Origin of the sequence: Pseudomonas sp. Xaverov 83 (assembly GCF_019352905.1) — a bacterium.
In the GTDB taxonomy this organism is placed as follows: domain Bacteria; phylum Pseudomonadota; class Gammaproteobacteria; order Pseudomonadales; family Pseudomonadaceae; genus Aquipseudomonas; species Aquipseudomonas yamanorum.
Genome location: NZ_JAAAFU010000002.1, coordinates 17,666 through 39,166, shown reverse-complemented (window position 1 = coordinate 39,166; position 21,501 = coordinate 17,666). Strand labels below are relative to the sequence as shown.

Annotated in this window: 17 protein-coding genes; 4 read left to right on the top strand and 13 right to left on the bottom strand. The window is 60.5% G+C overall.

Annotation, left to right across the window (positions count from 1 at the left end; genetic code table 11):
* Window positions 1-61 precede the first annotated feature (61 nt).
* Entirely contained in the window at window positions 62-2,587 is a 2,526-nt protein-coding gene (locus K0H47_RS00320; RefSeq protein WP_219271712.1) for a sulfite reductase flavoprotein subunit alpha, read from the bottom strand.
* 134 nt (window positions 2,588-2,721) lie between these two features.
* Entirely contained in the window at window positions 2,722-5,016 is a 2,295-nt protein-coding gene (locus tag K0H47_RS00315; RefSeq protein WP_219271710.1) for a TonB-dependent siderophore receptor, read from the bottom strand.
* 219 nt (window positions 5,017-5,235) lie between these two features.
* Here K0H47_RS00315 and K0H47_RS00310 point away from each other — a divergent pair, with 219 nt between their 5' ends.
* Together K0H47_RS00310 and K0H47_RS00305 are read left to right on the top strand one after the other, a co-directional pair.
* Window positions 5,236-5,916: a Fe2+-dependent dioxygenase gene (locus K0H47_RS00310; RefSeq protein WP_063027088.1), complete on the top strand. Its 681-nt coding sequence runs from the start codon at window positions 5,236-5,238 to the stop codon at window positions 5,914-5,916.
* Window positions 5,917-5,918: 2 nt separating this feature from the next.
* Complete coding sequence (locus K0H47_RS00305; RefSeq protein ID WP_219271708.1) at window positions 5,919-6,719, top strand: tetratricopeptide repeat protein; 801 nt, start codon at window positions 5,919-5,921, stop codon at window positions 6,717-6,719.
* A gap of 66 nt (window positions 6,720-6,785) precedes the next feature.
* On the opposite strand, the gene K0H47_RS00300 is transcribed toward K0H47_RS00305, so the two are convergent.
* The 5 genes from K0H47_RS00300 to K0H47_RS00280 all read right to left on the bottom strand — a co-directional run bounded on the left by K0H47_RS00300 (window position 6,786) and on the right by K0H47_RS00280 (window position 11,901).
* Window positions 6,786-7,949 (bottom strand): type III PLP-dependent enzyme, encoded by a 1,164-nt coding sequence (locus K0H47_RS00300; RefSeq protein WP_003215969.1) that lies wholly within the window; start codon window positions 7,947-7,949, stop codon window positions 6,786-6,788.
* A gap of 448 nt (window positions 7,950-8,397) precedes the next feature.
* Window positions 8,398-9,555: a betaine/proline/choline family ABC transporter ATP-binding protein gene (locus K0H47_RS00295; protein WP_008437274.1), complete on the bottom strand. Its 1,158-nt coding sequence runs from the start codon at window positions 9,553-9,555 to the stop codon at window positions 8,398-8,400.
* The gene (locus tag K0H47_RS00290) at window positions 9,552-10,205 is read right to left on the bottom strand and encodes an ABC transporter permease (RefSeq protein ID WP_003215973.1); all 654 of its coding nucleotides are present in this window, start codon (window positions 10,203-10,205) and stop codon (window positions 9,552-9,554) included. The genes K0H47_RS00295 and K0H47_RS00290 overlap by 4 nt, the downstream gene beginning before the upstream one ends.
* Window positions 10,206-10,216: 11 nt before the next feature.
* On the bottom strand, window positions 10,217-11,110 hold the full coding sequence (locus K0H47_RS00285; protein WP_177070242.1) for a glycine betaine ABC transporter substrate-binding protein: 894 nt from the start codon (window positions 11,108-11,110) through the stop codon (window positions 10,217-10,219).
* 38 nt (window positions 11,111-11,148) lie between these two features.
* Window positions 11,149-11,901: an ABC transporter permease gene (locus K0H47_RS00280; RefSeq protein WP_233092015.1), complete on the bottom strand. Its 753-nt coding sequence runs from the start codon at window positions 11,899-11,901 to the stop codon at window positions 11,149-11,151.
* Window positions 11,902-12,196: 295 nt separating this feature from the next.
* Between K0H47_RS00280 and K0H47_RS00275 the strand changes: the two genes are divergently transcribed.
* On the top strand, window positions 12,197-13,780 hold the full coding sequence (locus K0H47_RS00275) for a peptide chain release factor 3 (protein ID WP_017477767.1): 1,584 nt from the start codon (window positions 12,197-12,199) through the stop codon (window positions 13,778-13,780).
* 168 nt (window positions 13,781-13,948) lie between these two features.
* Window positions 13,949-14,224 (top strand): hypothetical protein, encoded by a 276-nt coding sequence (locus K0H47_RS00270; RefSeq protein ID WP_063027094.1) that lies wholly within the window; start codon window positions 13,949-13,951, stop codon window positions 14,222-14,224.
* A 112-nt stretch (window positions 14,225-14,336) separates the two neighbouring features.
* On the opposite strand, the gene K0H47_RS00265 is transcribed toward K0H47_RS00270, so the two are convergent.
* The 6 genes from K0H47_RS00265 to K0H47_RS00240 form a co-directional block, all read right to left on the bottom strand.
* Window positions 14,337-15,308, bottom strand: a complete 972-nt coding sequence (locus tag K0H47_RS00265) for a peptide ABC transporter ATP-binding protein (protein ID WP_003215987.1) — start codon at window positions 15,306-15,308, stop codon at window positions 14,337-14,339.
* Window positions 15,308-16,276 (bottom strand): ABC transporter ATP-binding protein, encoded by a 969-nt coding sequence (locus K0H47_RS00260; protein WP_008437263.1) that lies wholly within the window; start codon window positions 16,274-16,276, stop codon window positions 15,308-15,310. Before K0H47_RS00260 ends, K0H47_RS00265 begins: the two co-directional genes overlap by 1 nt.
* 10 nt (window positions 16,277-16,286) lie before the next feature.
* Window positions 16,287-17,198 carry an ABC transporter permease subunit gene (locus K0H47_RS00255; RefSeq protein WP_010175067.1) on the bottom strand — a complete coding sequence of 304 codons (912 nt, stop codon included), beginning with the start codon at window positions 17,196-17,198 and terminating at the stop codon, window positions 16,287-16,289.
* A gap of 10 nt (window positions 17,199-17,208) precedes the next feature.
* Window positions 17,209-18,219 (bottom strand): ABC transporter permease subunit, encoded by a 1,011-nt coding sequence (locus tag K0H47_RS00250; RefSeq protein ID WP_003215992.1) that lies wholly within the window; start codon window positions 18,217-18,219, stop codon window positions 17,209-17,211.
* Window positions 18,220-18,293: 74 nt separating this feature from the next.
* The gene (locus tag K0H47_RS00245; RefSeq protein ID WP_063027096.1) at window positions 18,294-19,892 is read right to left on the bottom strand and encodes an ABC transporter substrate-binding protein; all 1,599 of its coding nucleotides are present in this window, start codon (window positions 19,890-19,892) and stop codon (window positions 18,294-18,296) included.
* 82 nt (window positions 19,893-19,974) lie between these two features.
* A complete protein-coding gene (locus K0H47_RS00240; RefSeq protein WP_063027098.1) occupies window positions 19,975-21,372 on the bottom strand; it encodes an OprD family outer membrane porin in 1,398 nt (465 codons plus the stop codon).
* Between the last annotated feature and the right edge of the window lie 129 nt (window positions 21,373-21,501).

Genomic DNA, 21,501 nt, shown 5'->3' with positions numbered 1-21,501 from the left:
TGATACACCGCCATCGCAGGCAAGCCAGCTCCCACAGTTGACCTTCATTGTCTGGAGGAAATCAGTACACATCCCTGCGATAGCGGCCCTGCTCGATCAACCGCTCAACCGCCTCACTGCCCAACACCTCGTGCAGCACCTGATCCACACCCGCCGCCATCCCCTGCAAACTGCCGCAGACGTAAATCGCCGCGCCATCCGCGATCCATTTGCGTAGCACGTCAGCCGACTCACGCAGGCGGTCCTGAACATAGATTTTCTCTGCCTGATCCCGGGAAAACGCCAGGTCCAGCAATGCCAGGTCACCGCTGGCCAGCCAGCCTTGCAGCTCGTCCTGGCAGTGGTAGTCGTGGGCGATATTGCGTTCGCCAAACAGCAGCCAGTTGCGCTGCTGACCGTCGGCAATTCGCGCCTTGAGCAAACTGCGCAACCCGGCGAGGCCGGTGCCGTTACCCAGCAGAATCATCGGCACGGGCTCGGTCGGCAGATGGAAACCACTGTTGCGCCGCAGTCGCAGGCTGATGGTCGAACCCAACGGTGCGTGTTCGGTCAACCAGCCGGAACCCACGCCCACGCTGCCATCGGGGTGACGTTCCTGGCGCACGATCAGATCCAGCACGCCGTCGCTGGCAATCGAGGCGATGGAGTATTCGCGCATGTTCAACGGCACCAGTGCATTGACCAGCGCCTGGGCATGCAGGCCTACCAGGTGTGCGCGGTTGTCCGGTAGCTGACGACTGGCCAACGCCTGGTCGAGGGTGTGTGCGAGGCCGTCGATCACCACACCTTCGCTGCCCGCCAGTCCCAGGCCGTCGAGGAAATGTTCGATGGCCCATGGGCAATTACGCGGCAGCACTTCTACCAGGTCACCGGCCAGCCAATCCCGTGGGGCTGGCGGGGTGAGCCCGAGCAAATAGACACCGGAGCCGCTGCTGTCTGGATTGAGCAAGGTACGATGCTTCAGGGTCCAGTTTTCATAGGTCGTGCTGGCCCATGCTGCCGTGGGTGCATGGCCGGTCAGTTGGCCCAGTTGTTGTTGCCAGTGCAGCAACGCATCGGTGTCGCCGCTGTCGACTTCCACCGGGGCAAACAACGGGTTGCCGCCCTGGTTGGTCAGCCAGAAATGCAGGCGCCGGGCGAAGCCGCAGAAGTGTTGATACTGGCGATCACCCAAGGCCAGCACCGAGTAGTTCAAACCCTTGAGAGAGAGGTCCTGGCCGAGCACGCTGCGTTCGAAACCACGGGCGCTGTCCGGTGCTTCGCCGTCGCCGAAGGTGCTGACCACAAACAATGCATTGTTCGCCTGGCGCAAATCTTTCTCCCTGACGCTGCCCAGCGATTGCACCTTCACCGGCAAGCCGGCGGCCTGCAATTGGCCGGCGGTTTGCCAGGCCAGTTGCTCGGCAAAACCGCTCTGGCTGGCAAAGCCGATCAGCCAGGCAGGTGCTTCGCTGTGGTTGTCCGTCAGGCCTTTACGCGCATCGCGCACCTGGCGCTTTTTGCGGCGGCGATCCAGGTACAGCAGCCAGCCGGTGATAAAGAACAGCGGCATGAGCAGCGCGGTGAGGGTCAGGATGATGCGGCCGGCCAGGCCGAAATAGCTGCCGGTGTGCAGCGCATAGATGCTGGTGAGGATCTGTGCCTTGAAGCTTTTGCCGATGTAGGTGTCATGGGATTTGACCTCGCCGTTGGCCGGGTCGAGGTTGATCTGGTTCAGTGCGCGGTCGTGAGGTGAGGTCTTCAGCAAGTAGTAGACGGTGGCGGGTTGCCCGGCGACCGCCGGCATACGGATGTTATAGCTGCTCAAACCGGGCCCGGCGTTGCTGTAGATGCTGCTCCAGATCGCATCGTAATTGGCCACCGGCGCAGGACCTTCCGGCGCCGGACCGCGCTTGCGCACGCGTTCGTTTTGCGGAGCGTCGGACATCAGTTTGGTCAGGCCATTGCTGTACCACTCGTAGGACCAGAACAGCCCGGTCAACGCTGCCAGAAGATAGAACAACAGGCACCAGGTGCCGAACACCGAGTGCAGGTCCCAGTTGAAACTGCGGCCTTTTTTGCGCCAGTCCAGGGTCAGCCACGCACGCCAGCTTGCCACTTGGCGCGGCCAGCGCAGATAAAGGCCCGAGAGGCAGAAGAACACCAGGATCAGCGTGCAGGCACCGGTGATTTGCCGGCCGGTGTCGCCGATGGCGAGGAAGCGGTGCAATTGCAGCACGAAGCCGAAGAAGTCCTGGCCGACGGCGTCGCCCAGGTAGTCGCCGGTGTACGGGTCGAAGTAGCGCATCTGCCCACGACGTTCACCGGGCGGCGGGGTGAACCAGACCTTGGCGGCGTCGGTGCTGTCGGGTTGCACCGTGAGCATCGACACCGCTTTGCCTTCACGGGCTTCCAGGAGGCGCACCAGTTCAGCCGGCGGCAGTACACCGGCTGAACGCTTTTCCACCGTCAACACCGTCGGGTTCAACGCCTCGATGATTTCATCCTGGAACGACACCGTCGCGCCGGTGATCCCCATCAAGGCCAACACCAGCCCGGCGGTAATGCCGAAGAACCAATGCAACTGGAACAGGGTTTTCTTCAACACGTCGTGCGGCCTCGTCATCAGGTTAGGTGTTTCACGGCGCGCATTATGCCGCGAGTTGTCGAGAAACATTCTTTTTTACACGCAAAAACCCCACGCATCCGATGCGTGGGGTTTTTTCGGTGATTTGTATCGATTCAGAAATGGAAACTGGTGGTCAGCATCGCCGTACGACCCGCTGCCTGGTTGGCGAAGTGCGCCGCATAGGCTTTGTCGTAGTAGGTCTTGTCGGTGAGGTTCTGCACGTTCAACTGCAGGTCGACGTTCTTGGTCAGCTTGTAACTGGCCATGGCGTCGTAGCGGGTGTAGGACGGCACGTAAACGGTGTTGCCCGCATCGCCGTAGACTTCGTCGACATAGAACGCGCCGCCGCCGAGGGTGAGCTTCGGTGTCACGTCATAGGTTGTCCACAGGCTGAAGGTGTTCTTCGGCGTGTTGGGCATCTGGTTGCCTTTGTTTGAGCCGGCACTGACGACGCCGTTACGGCCGTTCAAGCCTGGGTCCACCAGTTCGCTTTTCAGGTAGCTGTAGCCGGCGAACACTTGCCATTGATCGGTGAGCTTGCCGCTGGCGGACAACTCCAGACCGTCGACGCGGGATTCGCCGCCGTTTTCATAGGTCAGCGCGTCCACCAGGATGCGTGTGTTTTTCTTCTCGGTGCGGAACACCGCGGCGGTCAGGGACAGGCGATCGTGGAACATGTCCCACTTGGTGCCCAGCTCGTAGTTGACGGTTTCTTCGGGTTTCAGGTCGCTGGTCGCGGCACCGGCAGACAGCGGGTTGCCGTCGGCGCCTTCACCCACCAGGCCGCCGGCAGGCGAGGCCGAAGTGGCGTAGGAGGCATAAATGCTGCCGTTTTCAACCGGCTTCCAGACCAGGCCCGCCTGCCAGTTGAAGAACTGGCTGTCGTTCTTGATCTTGCTGCGGGCCTTGACGGTGGCGGTCGGCACCGCATTGGTGTTGGCCACGGTGTCGAAGGTGTCGTAGCGCAGGCCGACGTTCAGCAGCCATTTCGGGTCCAGCTCGATGGTGTCGAACACATAGGCGGCACGGCTGGTGGCCTTGGTGTTGGTGCCGTTGTAGTTGCGCGCAATGCTGCCGGTCCAGGCATCGTCCGGGTTCGGGTTGCCCAGCGAGGTGCACTGGCCGCCTTTGCCGGGCACCGTGCAACCGGGGTTGCTGTTCGGGCTGACGGTGTAGCCGCTGTAGCGGGTTTCTTCGCCGGTGAACTCAAGCCCGGTGGAGTAGGTGTTCTTGAAGCCCAGTGCCTGGAAACTGCCAAACAGATCGGTCTGGTTGGTGGTGGTCTCGGTGGTGGACACGCGGGTGTTCGCGCGGCGCCAAACGGTGCCGAACTGGTTGACGTTGTGCTGGCTGTCGTCGGGTTGGGTGACGATATAGTCCTGGCCGGTGTTGCCGTGGCGCAGGGTGTTTTTCAGCGTCATGTTGTCGTTCAGGTCGTGCTCGATGGAGAACGTGCTGATGTCGGCGCGGGTCTTGCGGAAGTCGCGATCCTTGAGGCCGTAGAAGTTTTTGCTGTCGCCACCGTCGGTAGGCTTGTCATGCACGTGGGCAGCTTTTGCGCCGTTGTTGCTATACCCATACGGAATCCCCGAATCCGGCAGGTCGTCGCTTTCCATGTGGTAGTAGCTGAGGTTGACCCGGGTCGGAGTGCCCAGGCCGAAGGTCAGCGACGGCGCCACGCCCCAGCGGTCGTAGTTGACGGCATCACGCCCGGCGACGTTCTGTTCGTGGCTCATCAGGTTCAGGCGAAACGCCGCGCTGTCCAGGAACTGACGGTTGACGTCGAGCACATAGCGGCGGGTCTGGTCGGAGCCGTAGGTGAAGCCACCGTTGGTGAAGTCCCGCGCCTGTGGCGTCTTGCTCACCAGGTTGAGGCTGCCGCCAGCCGAGCCGCGGCCGCCGAATGACGAGTTGGGGCCTTTGCTGACTTCGATGGACTCGATGTCGAAGATCTCGCGGCTCTGGCCGCCCGTGTCACGCACGCCGTCGAGGTAGGTATCGCCCTGGGCGTCGAAGCCGCGAATGAACGGACGGTCGCCCTGCGGGTTGCCGCCTTCACCGGCGCCGAAGGTAATCCCCGGCACGGTGCGCAATGCGTCCTGCAACGAGGTGGCGGCGGTGTCCTTGAGAACTTGCTGCGGCACGACGGTGACCGAGCGCGGGGTGTCTACCAGCGGCGCGGTGTACTTCTGAGAAGAGGCTTTTTCGACCTGGTAGGACGTGCTGTCCTGTTCCTGGCCGGTGATGCTGGTGGCTCCCAGGGAAATGCTGTTGCGCTCGCCTTTCTGCTCGGTGTCTTCAGCGGCTTGCGCCAGTTGGGCGGCAGAGCTGGCGCTGATGGCAACGCCGATGGCCGAGGCCAGCAGACGCGGTGAACTGGCAGGTATTTTTATCGAAGTGCGCGGCATGAAAGTGTCCTTTCCCCAAGGAGGTGAGGCCGCGGAATATAGGGAGAACAAGACTTTATATCAATTGCGATACATTACTATTCGCACTGAATTTACGTTCTTTACACTTTTTGCTTACGGTTTTTACATTCTCGTTCGTCTATTGCGCGGCAGTGGGGTTGTACACAGTCAATAAGAATCACTACCATTGGCGCCTCACTGTTTTCAGGTAATGCCTACATGTTGCTGCACATTCCCGGCCTGTTCTCTCGCGAGGAAGTGCTGCGCATCCGCGAAGCCCTGACGCACACCGAGTGGGCCGACGGCAAAATCACTGCCGGGCATCAATCGGCCAAGGCCAAACACAACCTGCAACTGCCGGAAGGCCACCCACTGGCACAGGAAATCGGCGCGGCGATCCTTGATCGGCTGTGGAAAAATCCGCTGTTCATGTCGGCGGCGTTACCGCACAAGGTCTTCCCTCCGTTGCTCAACTGTTACACCGCCGGTGGCAGTTTCGACTTTCATATCGACAATGCCGTGCGCCAGTCCAAGGGCAGCCACGAGCGGGTGCGCACCGACCTTTCCTCCACGGTATTTTTCAGCGACCCCGATGACTACGACGGCGGCGAGCTGGAAATCCAGGACACCTTCGGCCTGCAGCGGGTGAAGTTGCCGGCGGGCGACATGGTGCTATACCCCGGCTCCAGCCTGCACAAAGTCAACGCCGTGACCCGTGGCGCGCGCTACGCCTCGTTTTTCTGGACCCAAAGCCTGGTGCGCGAAGACAGCCAGCGCACGCTGCTGTTCGAGATGGACGGTGCGATCCAGCAACTGAGTCGGGACGTGCCCGACCACCCGGCGCTGATCCAGCTCACCGGCACCTATCACAATCTGCTGCGCCGCTGGGTTGAGGTCTGACCATGGGCTTTTTATTGCGCCGTGAAGAAGTCCTCAACGTTGAGCAATTGCAGGCTATGCTCGACGATTCCCCGGTGCGCGCCGCCCAGGCGATTTTGATCGCGGCGAAAGAGGGTGTTGTGGATGCCCAGGCGCTGCTCGGGCAAATCCTGCTGGAAGGCCGCGGCATCGAACGCGATGAAGCACTGGCGGTGCGCTGGTTCCGGATCGCGGCCCACGGTGGGCATTTGATGGCGCGCAACATGCTAGGGCGTTGCCTGGAGCATGGTTGGGGTGGTGGGGCAGATGCCGTGGCGGCGGCCCGGGAATATCGGCTGGCGGCCGAGGCCGGTCTGGATTGGAGCTTGTACAACTACGCCAACCTGCTGGCGACCGGGCGCGGGGTTGCCGAGGACCATAACCAAGCGCTGGAGTGTTATCGACAGGCGGCGGAACTGGGCCATGCCAAGTCGATGAACCTGCTGGGGCGTTATCTGGAAGAAGGGCAGTTCTGCCCGAGGGATCTGGAGGCTGCGGTGGCGTGGTATCGCCGGTCAGCAGAAGGCGGGGATTTTCGCGGGCAGTTCAGTTATGCGGCGGTGTTGGCGGACCGGGGCGAGATAGAAACGGCACTGGAATGGTTGCGCAAGGCCATGGCGGGCGGGAATTTGAAGTTCTTGCGGGTGGCGCACAAGGCGTTGTCTGCCGCCAATGATCCGCAGATACGGGCGATGGCCGAGATTTATCAAGAGCATGCCATTGAACTTGATCGTTCCCATGCTCTGCGTGGAAATGCCGCCCTGGGCGCTCTGCGTCCGCTCTAAGGGCGTGACGCAGAGCGTCACCGGATACGTTCCCACGCAGAGCGTGGGAACGATCAGGGCGTGCGTTTACAGGTAGAACGATTTCAACGGCGGGAAGCCGTTGAACTCAACAGCGCTGTAGCTGGTGGTGTACGCACCGGTGGACAACCAGTACATCCGGTCGCCAATCGCCAGGTTCAGCGGCAGGCCGTACTTGTAGTTCTCGTACATGATGTCGGCGCTGTCGCAGGTCGGGCCGGCGATGACCACTTCTTCCATCTCGCCTTTCTTCTCGGTCCAGATCGGGAACTTGATGGCTTCGTCCATGGTTTCGATCAGGCCGGAGAATTTGCCCACGTCGGTGTATACCCAACGCTCGACGGCGGTGCGGGATTTACGCGCAACCAGTACCACTTCGCTGACCAGGATGCCGGCGTTGGCGATCAACGAACGGCCCGGCTCCAGGATGATTTCCGGCAAGTCGTCACCGAAGTCTTCCTTGAGGAAGCGGATGATTTCCTCGGCGTAGGTTTCCAGGCTGTTGGTGCGGGTGATGTAGTTGGCCGGGAAGCCGCCGCCCATGTTGATCAGCTTGAGGTGGATGCCGTCTTCTTCCTTCAGGCGCTCGAAGATCACTTTGACCTTGGCAATCGCCGCGTCCCACACGCTGATGTCACGCTGTTGCGAGCCGACGTGGAAGGAGATGCCGTAAGGCACCAGGCCCAGGTCGCGGGCGAGGATCAGCAGGTCCATGGCCATGTCGGTCTGGCAGCCGAATTTGCGCGACAGAGGCCAGTCAGCCGTGGTCGAGCCTTCGGTGAGAATACGTACATACACTTTCGAACCCGGGGCGGCCTTGGCGATGTTGCGCAGGTCGGCTTCGGAGTCGGTGGAGAACAGGCGCACGCCTTTCTCGTAGAAGTAGCGGATGTCCTTGGATTTCTTGATGGTGTTGCCGTAGCTGATACGGTCAGGGCTGACGCCGCGGTCCATGACCTTGTCCAGCTCGTAGATCGACGCGATGTCGAAGCTCGAACCCTTGTCTTTGAGCAGGTCGATGATCTCGACGGCCGGGTTGGCCTTGACGGCGTAATACACCTTGGCGAATTCGAAACCGGCGCGCAGGTCATCGTAGGCCTGGCTGATCATCGCGGTGTCGATCACCACGAACGGGGTTTCCTGGGTGTCAGCGAACGCCTTCATTTTGTCAAAAGTGGCGCGCGCGAAATAGTCTTCGACCTGGATCGACATGCTGGGAACTCCTACTGGCAAACTAAATTGATCAATGGGTGCAAATGAACGTCCTCCGTATCCCCACTTTGGTTCGCCTACTTCCCAAGGCATGTCGCCGAAAGCAAAAAGGCCATGGGATCAACCGCTTCCCTTGGCCTTGCTGTCTCGTCGTCAGTACTTGAGCCGGATGGATCGTTTCCAGCATGGACGTTCGGCGCGAACTTTAGGACGTGAGGGGCTATAGATCAACTAAAAATGTCGCGTTTTTGCACGCGTTCGTCGTGAGGCCGTGTGCAGCTACTTATGTAACCGACCGGTATGACGGATTGATGTTCCCCGGGAGGGGTAATTCAGAAGGATTTGTGCTGCCTTCATCGCGGGCAAGCCCGGCTCCCACAGGGGAATGCATTCCAACAGATGAATGCAATTCAATGTGGGAGCCGGGCTTGCCCGCGATAGCGGTCTATCAGGCCAGCGCTGTCTCGGCAGGCGACACAATACTGGTCTTGCCCCCACGGGACTTACCGGAACTCAGGTACTCGGCAATCGACTCCTGGGTCACTTCCCCCAGGAACACCCGCTCCGCATCCATCACCGGCAACCACGAGCGGTTGAACTCGTACATGCGCGACAACAGGATGCGCAAATGCTCGTCGTACGCCGCCGTGGCGTTGAACTCGCGCAGGTATTGGCCGCAGGTACCGGTCTGACGATGCAGGTCGCGACGTCGCACATAACCCAGGGCTTTGTTCTCGGCGTCGGTCACCACCACGTAGCGACGGTCCAGTTCGTCCATCTGCTCCAGGGCGTCCGCCACTGGCGTCTCCGGGCTGACCGACGGCGCGTTATCCGCCGCATCTTCAGCTTTCACCAGCAACAGGCGCTTGAGGGTGCTGTCCTGGCCTACAAAGTTGCTGACGAATTCGTCTGCAGGGTGGGCCAGCAGGGTGTCCGGGTGGTCGATCTGCAGCAGCTTGCCGGCGCGGAAGATCGCGATCTTGTCACCCAGCTTGATGGCTTCGTCGATGTCGTGGCTGACCATGATCACGGTCTTGTTCAGCGCACGCTGCATCTCGAAGAATTCGTTCTGGATCATCTCGCGGTTGATCGGGTCGACCGCGCCGAACGGCTCATCCATCAGCAGCAACGGTGCATCCGCCGCCAGGGCGCGGATCACGCCGATCCGCTGTTGCTGGCCACCGGACAGTTCACGCGGGTAGCGATGCAGGTACTGCTTGGGCTCCAGCTTGATCATGCTCATCAATTCGCGGGCGCGGTCGTGGCATTTCTGCTTGTCCCAGCCCAGCAGCTTGGGCACCACCACGATGTTTTCTTCGATGGTCATGTTCGGGAACAGGCCGATCTGCTGGATCACGTAGCCGATGTTGCGACGCAGGGTCACTTCATCCAGGTCGGTGGTGTCTTCGCCGTTGATCAGGATCTTGCCGGAGGTCGGCTTGATCAGGCGGTTGATCATTTTCAGCGTGGTGCTTTTGCCGCAGCCCGATGGGCCGAGGAACACGCAAATTTCGCCTTCGTTGACGGTCAGGCTTACGGAATCAACGGCGGTGATGGTCTTGCCGTTGCTTTGGAAGGTCTTGGTCAGGTTTTGAAGTTCGATCATTTGAGCAGTCCTTTTGGAGTCAGCGTGCGTTGCAGCCATTGCAGAAGCAGGTCGGCGAAGATGGCCAGGAGACTGACCAGTACGGCGCCAACGATCAGCATCGACATGTCGCTGCGGCTGATGGAAGCCAGAATAAGTACACCCAGGCCACCGGCGCCGATGGTGGCGGCGATGGTCATCACACCAATGTTCATCACCACGGCCGTGCGCACACCGGCGAGGATCACCGGTACGGCAATCGGCAGCTCGACCATGCGCAGGCGCTGGCCGAAGGTCATGCCGATGCCTTTGGCGGCTTCGCGGATGCCCGGCTCGACGCCAGTGAGGGCGAGGTAGGTGTTACGCATGATGGGCAGCAGGGAATAGAGAAACACGGCGGTGATCGCCGGCATCGGCCCCAGGCCCTGGCCGAACTTGGAGTAGAACGGCAGCAGCAGGCCGAACAAGGCAATCGACGGCACGGTCAGCAGCACCGTGGCGCTGGCTTGCAGTGGGCCGGCGAGGGTCGGGAAGCGGGTCATCAGCACGCCCAAGGGCACGCCTACGACGATTGCCAGGATCACTGCAATGCCGACCAGGGTGATGTGCTGCCAGGTCAGGTGCAGGACTTGGGCCCAATCAAGATGGGAAAAGGCGTTCAGGAATTCCATGTCTTCTCCTCTTAGTTGATCGGATGCTGGCGCAGAAAATCTGCGGCCACGGCGGACGGGCTTTCATGGTCGACGTCGACCCGCGCGTTCAGCTGGCGCATGGTTTCGTCGTCGAACAGCGCAGCCAACGGCTTGAGATCAGCGGCCAGTTGCGGGTGGGCATTGAGGTAAACCTGACGCACCACCGGCGCGGCGGTGTAGTCCGGGAAGTAATGCTTGTCGTCTTCCAGCAGCTTCAATTTGAAGGCGTTCAGGCGACCGTCGGTGGTATAGACCAAACCGGCAAACACCTGGCCATTACGCAGCGCGGTGTAGACCAGGCCGGCGTCCATCTGCCGGGTGTTTTTGCGGGTCAGGTTCATGTCGTACAGCTTGACCATGCCGGCCATGCCGTCGGAACGGTTGGCGAACTCGGTGTCCAGGGCCACCAGGCGGTTTTCCTTGGTTTTCTCGGCCAGTGCCGCGGTCAGGTCGCTGATGCTGTTGATCTGCGGGAATTCCTTGGCCACGTTCTCTGGCAGGGCCAGGGCGTAGGTGTTGCTGAATTTCGAAGGGGACAGCCATACCAGGCCTTTTTTCGCATCGAGTTCTTTCACTCGGGCGTAGGACTGTTCGCTGTCGAGCTTCTCGTCGACATGGTTGTAGGCCACCAGCGACACACCGGTGTATTCCCAGATCAGGTCCAGTTGCCCGCTTTCCTGGGCACTGCGCGCCAGGTTGCTGCCCAGGCCGCCGGTCACACGGGTGTCGTAACCCTTGGTGCGCAGGTACTGGGAAGTGATTTCGGCGAGCAGGGTCTGTTCAGTGAACACCCGGGCGCCGATGCGGATGACCGGTTTTTCAGCGGCTTGCGCAAACCCTGCGAACAGCAGGACGCAGCTCAATATCAACGTCAGTTTTTTCATGTGAATTCCTGTTTCAGGCCTAAGACGGGGCCAAAGCCTTAAGACGGACGCAACCCGCGTTCCAGCCAAAGGCGGCTGGCCATGGTCACCAGACCGTCGAGCAGCAAGGCCAGCAGCGCGGTGCACGCGGCGCCGAGCAGCAGTTGCGGCTGATTGTTCAAGGCGATGCCGGGGAAGATCAGGCTGCCCAGGCTGTTGGCGCCAATCAGGAACGCCAGGGGCGCGGTACCGACGTTGATCGCCAGCGCGACGCGCACACCGCCGATGATGATCGGCACGGCGTTGGGCAGTTCTACGCGAAACAGCACCTGGCGCGGCGTCATGCCGATGCCGACGGCAGCTTCTTTCAGGGAACCTTGAACGTTTTTCAGGCCTTCATAGGTGTTGCGCACGATGGGCAGCAACGAGGCGAGGAACAGCGCGAAGATCGCGGGGCCGCTGCCGATGCCAAGGACACCGAGGGCGATGGCCAGTACGGCCAGGGGAGGGACGGTATTGCCGATGTTGAAGATCTGCATGAAGCGTTCTGCGCGCCCGACCATGTTGGGTCGGCTGAGCAGGATACCGGCGGGAATCCCTACGATCAGGGCGGCCAGCATTGAAACAAGGACGAGGATCAAGTGAGCTTGCAGGTAAAACAACAAATCGTCGCGGTACAGTTCGATCGTGTTGATGCCAATCCAGTGGACCAGCAGGGCCAGGAGAGCGACGACAACCGCTCCTCCTATCAGCCCTTTGCCATAGCGAATAGCCACAGGCGGACTCCTTTTTTCTTTTGTCGGCGAACACATTTCCGAGCGGCAATGCCATTCCTGGCTGTCGGCGAATGTGGTCGCGAATAGCAGCTCGCCCCTACCGGCAACGCGGTATGCGGTCGAGCCATGAGCGCAGCCTCGTCAGGCTAACTTGCTGATTTTTCAGCCCCTGTTACGAGTGCGATAGCAGGGGAGTGGACGTCTCTACCTTTTAAAAGGTTCCATACTTGGCAGCAATTAGCCACCCCCAATGGGGTGAACGGTGGTCTGTAACCCCGGGGTTGCGCTATACTCGCCGCCCTTTTTTGACTCACCTGCCAGGCGATTTCCCATGACCCACCAGGCCGCCGAAGTCGCGAAACGCCGCACTTTCGCCATTATTTCCCACCCCGATGCCGGTAAAACCACCATCACCGAAAAGCTGTTGCTGATGGGCAAGGCGATCGCGGTGGCCGGCACGGTGAAATCCCGTAAATCCGACCGCCATGCCACCTCCGACTGGATGGAAATGGAAAAGCAGCGTGGTATTTCCATTACCACGTCGGTCATGCAGTTCCCGTATCGCGACCACATGATCAACCTGCTCGACACTCCGGGCCACGAAGACTTCTCCGAAGACACCTACCGCACCTTGACGGCGGTTGACTCGGCGCTGATGGTCCTCGACGGCGGTAAAGGCGTTGAGCCACGTACCATCGCGCTGATGGACGTCTGCCGCCTGCGGGACACGCCGATTGTCAGCTTTATCAACAAACTCGACCGTGACATCCGCGACCCGATCGAACTGCTGGACGAAATCGAAGCCGTCCTGAAGATCAAGGCCGCGCCAATCACCTGGCCGATTGGTTGCTACCGCGACTTTAAGGGCGTGTACCACCTGGCCGACGACTACATCATTGTGTACACCGCCGGCCATGGCCACGAACGGACCGATGTGAAAATCATCGAGAAGCTCGACTCCGACGAAGCCCGCGCCCACCTGGGTGACGAGTACGACCGGTTTGTCGATCAACTGGAACTGGTGCAGGGCGCCTGCCACGAGTTCAACCAGCAGGAATTCCTCGACGGCCAGCTGACGCCGGTGTTCTTCGGTACCGCCCTGGGCAACTTCGGTGTCGATCACGTGCTCGACGCCGTGGTCAATTGGGCTCCCAAGCCGCTGGCCCGTGTTGCCAACGAGCGTACCGTTGAACCGGTGGAAGAGAAGTTTGCCGGCTTCGTGTTCAAGATCCAGGCGAACATGGATCCCAAGCACCGCGACCGTATCGCCTTTATGCGCATCTGCTCCGGCAAATACGAAAAAGGCATGAAGATGCGCCACGTGCGCACCGGCAAGGACGTGCGCATCGGCGACGCCCTGACCTTCTTCTCCTCCGAGCGTGAGCAACTGGAAGAAGCGTTTGCCGGCGACATCATCGGCTTGCACAACCACGGCACCATCCAGATCGGCGACACCTTCACCGAAGGCGAAGCGCTGGGCTTCACCGGTATCCCGCACTTCGCCCCGGAACTGTTCCGCCGCGTACGCCTGCGTGACCCGCTGAAATCCAAGCAACTGCGCCAGGGTTTGCAGCAGTTGGCGGAAGAGGGCGCCACTCAGGTGTTCTTCCCGGAGCGCAGCAACGACATCATCCTCGGCGCCGTCGGTGTGCTGCAGTTCGATGTGGTGGCCAGCCGTCTGAAAGAGGAATACAAGGTGGAATGCTCCTACGAGCCGATCACCGTGTACTCCGCGCGCTGGATCGATTGCAGCGATAAGAAGAAGCTGGAAGAGTTCAAGATCAAGGCCGTGGAAAACCTCGCGATCGACGGCGGTGGTCACCTGACCTATCTGGCCCCGACCCGGGTCAACCTGGCGCTGATGGAAGAGCGCTGGCCGGATGTGAAATTCCGCGCGACCCGTGAGCATCACTAAGGGTTAGGGATATAAGAGAGGGCGAAGCTGTGATGGCTTCGCCTTTTTCTTTGGCTGCTATCCGGGTTGTTTCATTGGCGAAAACTTCAGTTCGGGACTAGCTTGAAGCAAGGCGACGGCGGACAGCTGTCGTACGCAATTCAACTCCTGACTGGGCGGAATTCGACCATGAGTATCTTTCAACGTGTGGTGCTGTTGCTCAAAGTGCTGGTGATGTTGTCATTGGGTATGTCTTCCGCGTGGGCCACGACGGCGGTGCAGAGCCATGGCACGGGTTTTGTGGCGGTGAAGACGGTGCAGGCGGGTGGCTTGCAGTTGGCCAAGAGTGAATCCGAGCCCGGTGACGAAAACCAGGGCGGCTCCAAGGACGATGACGATGCCGAGAACCCGGACAATGACGGCGAAGACAGCGACACCTACAACGATGGGGACAGCGATACGTAAGTAACGCGGGCAAAAGAAAGCCCCTCTTGCCGGACAGATGCGCTATCCGACAAGAAGGGCTGTAGAACACTGGAATGCTCTGGACTCACCCTCCAGAGCATTTTTTTGCACGTCAGACCACAAATTGCTCCGCGTAGTGGCAAGCCACCTGGCGGTTGTCCAGTGGTCGCAGCACCGGTTCATCGGTGCTGCACAGCTGGGTCGCGTACGGGCAGCGCTTGTGGAAGGCGCAGCCAGACGGCGGGTTCAACGGGTTGGGCAACTCGCCGACGATTTTGATCTTTGGTTTGTTGGGATCCGGATGAATGGTCGGGGTCGCCGACAGCAACGCCTGGGTGTACGGGTGCAGCGGGCGCGCATAGATGTCTTCCTTCGGGCCCACTTCCACCGGGCGGCCGAGGTACATCACCATCACGTCGTCGGCGACGTGTTGCACCACCGCGAGGTTGTGGGAGATGAACACGTAGGCGGTGTTGAATTCCTGCTGCAGGTCCATGAACAGGTTCAGTACCTGGGCCTGGATCGACACGTCCAACGCCGAGGTCGGTTCATCCGCCACCAGCACTTTCGGTTGCAGCATCATTGCCCGGGCCAGTGCGATCCGCTGGCGCTGGCCACCGGAGAACATGTGCGGGTAGCGCTGATAATGCTCCGGGCGCAGGCCCACTTGCTTCATCATCGCCTGGACCTTTTCGCGGCGTTCGGCGGCGGACAGGTTGGTGTTGATCAGCAGCGGCTCGCCCAGTTGGTCACCGACTTTCTGGCGCGGGTTCAGCGAGGCGTACGGGCTCTGGAACACCATCTGCACGTCTTTGCGCAATTGCTTGCGCTGGGCCTTGTCGGCACCGGCCACTTCCTGGCCGGCGATTTTCAGCGAGCCGGAAGACGGCTCTTCAATCAAGGTCAGGGCGCGGGCCAGGGTGGATTTGCCGCAACCGGATTCGCCCACGACCGCGAGGGTCTTGCCGGCTTCCAGCTCGAACGACACACCGTTGAGCGCACGCACCAGGGCGTGGCCCTTGAACAGGCCACGGGACACTTCGTAGTGACGGGTCAGGTCGCGGGCGGTAAGTACGACGGCCATTACGCCACCTCCTGATTCAGCGGGTAGAAGCAGCGGGCAAGGCTGTTGCTTTTCGGGTCAAGGCCCGGGCGTTGGGCGCGGCAGGATTCCTGCACATACGGGCAGCGGGGCGACAGCAGGCAACCCTGCGGGCGGTCATAACGGCCGGGAACGATACCCGGCAGCGTGGCCAGGCGCGTGGCGCCCAGGCTGTGCTCGGGAATCGCCTTGAGCAGCGCTTCGCTGTACGGGTGCGCCGGGATGTCGAACAGCTGCGGCACCTGGCCGACTTCTACGGCTTGGCCGGCGTACATCACGCACACGCGCTGGGCGGTTTCGGCCACCACCGCGAGGTCGTGGGTGATCAGCACCAGGCCCATGTTCTGCTCTTTCTGCAAGGCCAGCAGCAGGTCCATGATCTGGGCCTGGATGGTCACGTCGAGTGCAGTGGTCGGTTCATCGGCGATCAGCAGTTTCGGCTCGCCGGCGATGGCCATGGCGATAGCCACACGCTGGCTCATACCACCGGACAACTGGTGCGGGTAGGCATCCATACGGCTGGCAGCGCCCGGGATTTCCACCTTTTCCAGCAGTTCGATGGCACGCTTGCGTGCTTGCTTGCCGGACATTTTCAAGTGCAGACGCAGCACTTCTTCGATCTGGAAACCCACGGTGTAGCTGGGGTTCAGGGCGGTCATCGGGTCCTGGAAGACCATCGCCAGGTCTTTGCCGACGATCTGCCGACGCTGACGGTTGCTCAGCTTGAGCATGTCCTTGCCGTCGAAGTTCAGGGCGTCGGCAGTGACGATGCCGGGGTGCTCGATCAGGCCCATCAGCGCCATCATGGTCACGGATTTACCCGAACCGGACTCGCCAACGATCGCCAGTACTTCGCCTTTGTCGACGGAGATGTCGAGGCCATCGACCACCGGCACGGCGGTCTTGTCGCCGAAGCGGACATTGAGATTCTTGATTTCTAGCAGTGACATGGGAATCTCCTCAGGCGGCATTCTTGAGTTTCGGGTCCAGCGCATCGCGCAGCCCGTCGCCCATCAGGTTGATTGCCAGCACGCTGAGCAAAATGGTCAAGCCAGGCAGGCTCACGACCCACCAGGCGCGTTCGATGTAGTCGCGGGCCGAGGCCAGCATGGTGCCCCACTCAGGGGTTGGCGGTTGTACGCCAAGGCCCAGGAAGCCCAGGGCGGCAGCATCGAGAATCGCCGAGGAGAAACTCAGGGTGGCCTGAACGATCAGCGGCGCCATACAGTTCGGCAGCACGGTGACGAACATCAGGCGCGGCAGGCCGGCGCCAGCAAGGCGGGCGGCGGTCACGTAGTCACGGTTCAGTTCGCCCATCACCGCAGCGCGGGTCAGGCGGACATAGGACGGCAGCGACACGATCGCGATGGCGATCACGGTGTTGATCAGGCCAGGGCCGAGGATCGCCACAATGGCTACAGCCAGCAGCAGCGACGGCAGGGCCAGCATGATGTCCATCAGACGCATGATGGTCGGGCCAAGCAGGCGCGGGAAGAACCCGGCGAACAGACCCAGCAGGATCCCCGGGATCAGCGACATGACTACCGACGACAAGCCGATCAGCAACGACAGGCGCGAACCCTGGATCAGCCGCGACAGCAGGTCACGGCCCAGTTCGTCGGTGCCCAGCAGGAACTGGATCTGCCCACCTTCCAGCCAGGCCGGAGGGGTCAGCAGGAAGTCACGGTATTGCTCGCTCGGGTTATGCGGGGCCACCCAAGGGGCGAAGATCGCGCAAAACACCACCAGCAACATGAACAGCAGGCCGGCAACGGCGCCCTTGTTCTTGGAAAAGGCTTGCCAGAATTCTTTGTACGGGGACGGGTACAGCAGGCTTTGATCGACTGCTACCGCGGGAGTAGGTGTGGTCATGGTCATGATCTCAGCGCTGGTGACGGATGCGTGGGTTGGCGAAGCCGTAGAGGATATCCACCACGAAGTTCACCAGAATCACCAGGCAGGCGATTAACAGGATGCCGTTTTGCACCACGGGATAGTCCCGTGCGCCAATGGCTTCGATCAGCCATTTGCCGATGCCGGGCCACGAGAAGATGGTTTCGGTCAGGACGGCGCCGGCCAGCAACGTGCCGACTTGCAGGCCGACCACGGTAAGTACCGGGATCAAGGCGTTACGCAGGCCGTGGACGAACACCACGCGCGCCGGCGACAGGCCTTTGGCCTTGGCGGTGCGGATGTAGTCTTCGCGCAATACTTCAAGCATCGACGAACGGGTCATCCGGGCGATAACGGCCAGCGGGATGGTACCGAGCACGATGGCTGGCAGGATCAGGTGGTGCAGGGCATCCCAGAATGCGTCCGGCTCGTCAGCCAGCAGGGTGTCGATCAGCATGAAGCCGGTGCGCGGCTCGATGTCGTAGAGCAGGTCGATCCGTCCCGACACTGGCGTCCAGCCCAGGCTCACGGAGAAGAACATGATCAGGATCAGGCCCCACCAGAAGATCGGCATCGAATATCCCGCCAGGGAGATGCCCATCACCCCATGGTCGAACAGGGATCCTCGCTTCAAGGCCGCGATCACCCCGGCTAACAGCCCCAGGATGCCGGCGAACAACAGGGCGGCCATGGACAGTTCCAGGGTCGCGGGGAAAAGTGCGGTGAATTCAGTCCACACGCTGGTACGGGTACGCAGGGATTCGCCGAGGTCGCCGTGGGCGAGCTTGCCGACATAATCCAGGTATTGCGCGTAAAGCGGTTTGTTCAGACCAAGGCGTTCCATTGCCTGAGCGTGCATCTCGGGGTCGACTCGTCGTTCGCCCATCATGACTTCGACGGGGTCGCCAGGGATCATGCGAATCAACGCGAACGTCAGCAAGGTGATGCCGAAAAACGTGGGGATCAATAACCCCAATCGGCGGGCAATAAAACTAAACATCTTGTTGTGTACCTCAATCAGCCGGTTAGGCAGGTTCGGCACCGTCAATGTCGACGGTGCCGAGCGTCTCTTATCTACTTCACCTGGGTGGTGGCGAAGTTATTTGTAGTCAGAGGGCTTTGGGTAAAACCTTCGACGTTTTTACGCATGGCGGTGAACATTTTCGGGTAAGCCATGGGAATCCATGGTTGGTCCTTTTCGAAAACGTCCAGTGCTTGTTCATAGAGTGCAGCGCGTTGGGTGGGTTCAGCGATGGCGCGCGCCTTGTCGATCAAGTCTTGAAACTCTTTGTTACACCAGCGGGCGTAGTTTTCGCCGTTTTTCGCTGCATCGCAACTCAAGTTCGGGGTGAGGAAGTTATCCGGGTCCCCGTTATCCCCCGCCCAACCGGCGGAGACCATGTCATGTTCGCCATTCTTGGCGCGTTTGAGCATTTCGCCCCATTCCATGACCTTGATGTTCACTTTCAGGCCGATTTGCGCCAGGTCCGCCTGCATGCGCTGGGCGCCGAGCATCGGGTTGGGGTTGGTAGGGCCGCCGCCGTTACGGGTGAACAGGGTGAACTCGGTGCCTTCCGGTACGCCGGCTTCCTTGAGCAGGGCGCGGGCCTTGTCCAAGTCACGCGGCGGGTTTTTCAGCTTGTCGCTGAAGCCCAGCAGGGTTGGCGGGTATGGGCCGGTGGCATCGATGGAGTTGCCTTTGCCGTACAGGGATTCGTTGTAGCCTTTTTTGTCGAACGCGATGTTGATCGCGTGACGCACCCGCGCGTCGCTCATGTACTTGTGGGTGGTGTTCAGGGCGGTGTAGCTGGTGGTCATGGCCGCCAGTTCCGCGACTTTCAGGTTTGGATCAGCCTTGGCATTCGGCACGTCATCGGGCTTGGGATACAGCGCGATCTGGCATTCGTTGGCCTTGAGCTTTTGCAGGCGCACGTTGCTGTCGGTGGTGATGGCCAGGATCAACGGGTCAGCCGGCGGCTTGCCACGGAAGTAGTCCGGGTTGGCCTTGAAGCGCACTTGGGCGTCTTTGGCGTAGCGCGAGAAGATGAACGGGCCGGTGCCGATGGGCTTGGCGTTCAGGTCATCGGTCTTGCCGGACTTGAGCAACTGGTCGGCGTATTCGGCGGAGTGAATCGAGGAAAACGCCATGGCCAGGTCGGCCAGGAATGGTGCTTCAGGGCGGGTCAGGGTGAAGACCACGGTGTGGTCATCGGTCTTCTCTACGCTCTTGAGCAGTTCCTTGAAGCCCATGCTTTCAAAGTACGGGTAGCCCACGTTGGACTTGTTGTGCCACGGGTGATTCGGGTCCAGCTGGCGCTGGAAGCTCCAGAGCACGTCGTCGGCGTTCATGTTGCGCGTGGGTTTGAAGTAGTCGGTGGTGTGGAACTTGATGTCGTCACGCAGGTGAAAGGTGTAGGTCAGGCCATCGGCACTGATTTCCGGCAGGTCCTTGGCCAGCGCCGGGATCACTTCGGTGGTGCCGGGCTTGAAGTCCACCAGACGGTTGAACATGGTTTCGGCCGCGGCGTCGGCGGTGACAGCCGTGGTGTACAGGACCGGATCGAAGCCTTCCGGGCTGGCTTCGGTGCAGACGACCAACGGTTTGGCCGAGATGCCGACAGCGACGCTCAACAGCGCAGCGGCAATGGCAGCTTGTAACGGGAGCATTTTCATCTAAGAGCCCTCTGCAATCGATTGGACCAGACAAGCGTAGGCGGCGGGCCCGTCCTGAGCCCGCCGCCTACTCTGGCGCTGATTAAAGAATGTTGAACGGGATGGTGGTGACCAGGCGGAACTCACGGATGTTGCCGTCAGCCTGATTTTCGCTGGCGCGGTGAGTGACGTAGGTACCACGGATGGTGGTGGCCTTGAGCGAGCCGCTCTGGATCGCGTAAGCCGCGCCCACGCCGTATTCCTGGTGCTTCTCGCCGTCCATCAGGCGCAGGTCGCTACGTGCCACGCCAGATTCGCCGTAGGCAGTACCGGTGTAGTGAGTACCGTCGATGCCCCAGCCGCGAGCCGAGTAGATGTTGAACTTCAGGCCTGGCACGCCGTATTCGGCCATGTTGATGCCGTAGGCGATCTGGAAGGATTTCTCGTTCGGTCCGTTAAAGTCGGAGGTCAAGGAGTTGGCCAGGTAGATACCGTTGGTTTCGTGCAGGTAGTCGAAGTACTCGTCACCGTTGATGGCCTGGTAGGAGAAGGTCAGGCTGTGGGCCTGGTGAGTCAGGCCGAAAGACAACGAGTAAGTGTCGTTGTCGATGCTGCCCATCTTCTTGCTGCCGGTATCGGTCGTTTTGTAGTAGTTCAGGCCGGTGGTCAGTGCCAGGGTCTGGGCATCACCCAGTTCGTGGGTGGCGCCGACGTAGTACTGGTTCCAGAAGTCTTCGACGTTAGCGGCGAACACGCTGGTTTTCAGGCTCTTGAATGGCTGGTAGTTGAAACCCAGGGTTTTGACTTTGTCGGTGGTCTGGCCGTTACCGTACTCGGAACGGAATTTCGACAGGCTTTGCTCGGTCCGTGGCGAAACGCGATCGAAGATGCCGCCCTGGAACGACAGGTTGCTGAACTCTTCGCTGTTGAAGCTCACCCCTTCAAAGCTCGAAGGCAGTGCACGGTTGCCGATGGTGTCGACGATGCCGCTGCTGAAGTTCTGGCGACCGGCGGTCAAGGTGGTGTTCGAGACACGGAACTTGACGTTGGCCAGGCCCAGTTTGCTCCACTGGTCTACGGCGTCGCCGTTGGAGTCCGCCAGGGTACGGTTGGAGCCGCCCTTGATGTCGCGCTTGCTGCGGTCCAGGACCAGAGCGTTGTAGACCGCCACTTCAGTGCTCACGCCAACAGTGCCTTGGGTAAAGCCCGAGGTACCGTTGAGGATGGTGCCTTGTACCCAGTTGGTACGGTACGCGTCGGTACGGGCCTGGTTGTGCTTCTGGTAACCGAATTTCTGGCCACGGAACTTCTGTTCGTTGGAAAACCAGTTACGGGTTGTACCGCCCAGGCTAAATCCATCGATGTAGCCTTTGGCCTCGCTTTGGGCGCTGGTGCCGGCCAATGTGGTTGGAACGAAGTCCTGGCTTGCAGGTTCAGCGTATGCGGTAGCCGTGATGCTGCTGATGGCCAGGGCCAGTAGCGCGGTGCTGCTCAGTTTCATGGGTGAAGCTCCTTTGGTTCTCTTTTTAATGCCGGTCTTTTTAGGTGAACCGGCTATTGGGTGTGTAACTCATTCAAGCCTTTGCAAACGTTTGCCCAAGGGTAAAACCCGAAATAAGGCTGCACGTTT

Bases quoted from the DNA above. Each gene is read 5' to 3' on its own strand.
- K0H47_RS00265 (WP_003215987.1), bottom strand. From the start codon at position 15,308: ATGGCCGTCGTACTTACCGCCCGCGACCTGACCCGTCACTACGAAGTG.
- K0H47_RS00290 (WP_003215973.1), bottom strand. From the start codon at position 10,205: ATGGAATTCCTGAACGCCTTTTCCCATCTTGATTGGGCCCAAGTCCTG.
- K0H47_RS00260 (WP_008437263.1), bottom strand. From the start codon at position 16,276: ATGTCACTGCTAGAAATCAAGAATCTCAATGTCCGCTTCGGCGACAAG.
- K0H47_RS00305 (WP_219271708.1), top strand. From the start codon at position 5,919: ATGGGCTTTTTATTGCGCCGTGAAGAAGTCCTCAACGTTGAGCAATTG.
- K0H47_RS00240 (WP_063027098.1), bottom strand. From the start codon at position 21,372: ATGAAACTGAGCAGCACCGCGCTACTGGCCCTGGCCATCAGCAGCATC.
- K0H47_RS00295 (WP_008437274.1), bottom strand. From the start codon at position 9,555: ATGATCGAACTTCAAAACCTGACCAAGACCTTCCAAAGCAACGGCAAG.
- K0H47_RS00270 (WP_063027094.1), top strand. From the start codon at position 13,949: ATGAGTATCTTTCAACGTGTGGTGCTGTTGCTCAAAGTGCTGGTGATG.
- K0H47_RS00280 (WP_233092015.1), bottom strand. From the start codon at position 11,901: ATGTGTTCGCCGACAAAAGAAAAAAGGAGTCCGCCTGTGGCTATTCGC.
- K0H47_RS00285 (WP_177070242.1), bottom strand. From the start codon at position 11,110: ATGAAAAAACTGACGTTGATATTGAGCTGCGTCCTGCTGTTCGCAGGG.
- K0H47_RS00310 (WP_063027088.1), top strand. From the start codon at position 5,236: ATGTTGCTGCACATTCCCGGCCTGTTCTCTCGCGAGGAAGTGCTGCGC.
- K0H47_RS00245 (WP_063027096.1), bottom strand. From the start codon at position 19,892: ATGAAAATGCTCCCGTTACAAGCTGCCATTGCCGCTGCGCTGTTGAGC.
- K0H47_RS00250 (WP_003215992.1), bottom strand. From the start codon at position 18,219: ATGTTTAGTTTTATTGCCCGCCGATTGGGGTTATTGATCCCCACGTTT.
- K0H47_RS00315 (WP_219271710.1), bottom strand. From the start codon at position 5,016: ATGCCGCGCACTTCGATAAAAATACCTGCCAGTTCACCGCGTCTGCTG.
- K0H47_RS00275 (WP_017477767.1), top strand. From the start codon at position 12,197: ATGACCCACCAGGCCGCCGAAGTCGCGAAACGCCGCACTTTCGCCATT.
- K0H47_RS00300 (WP_003215969.1), bottom strand. From the start codon at position 7,949: ATGTCGATCCAGGTCGAAGACTATTTCGCGCGCGCCACTTTTGACAAA.
- K0H47_RS00255 (WP_010175067.1), bottom strand. From the start codon at position 17,198: ATGACCACACCTACTCCCGCGGTAGCAGTCGATCAAAGCCTGCTGTAC.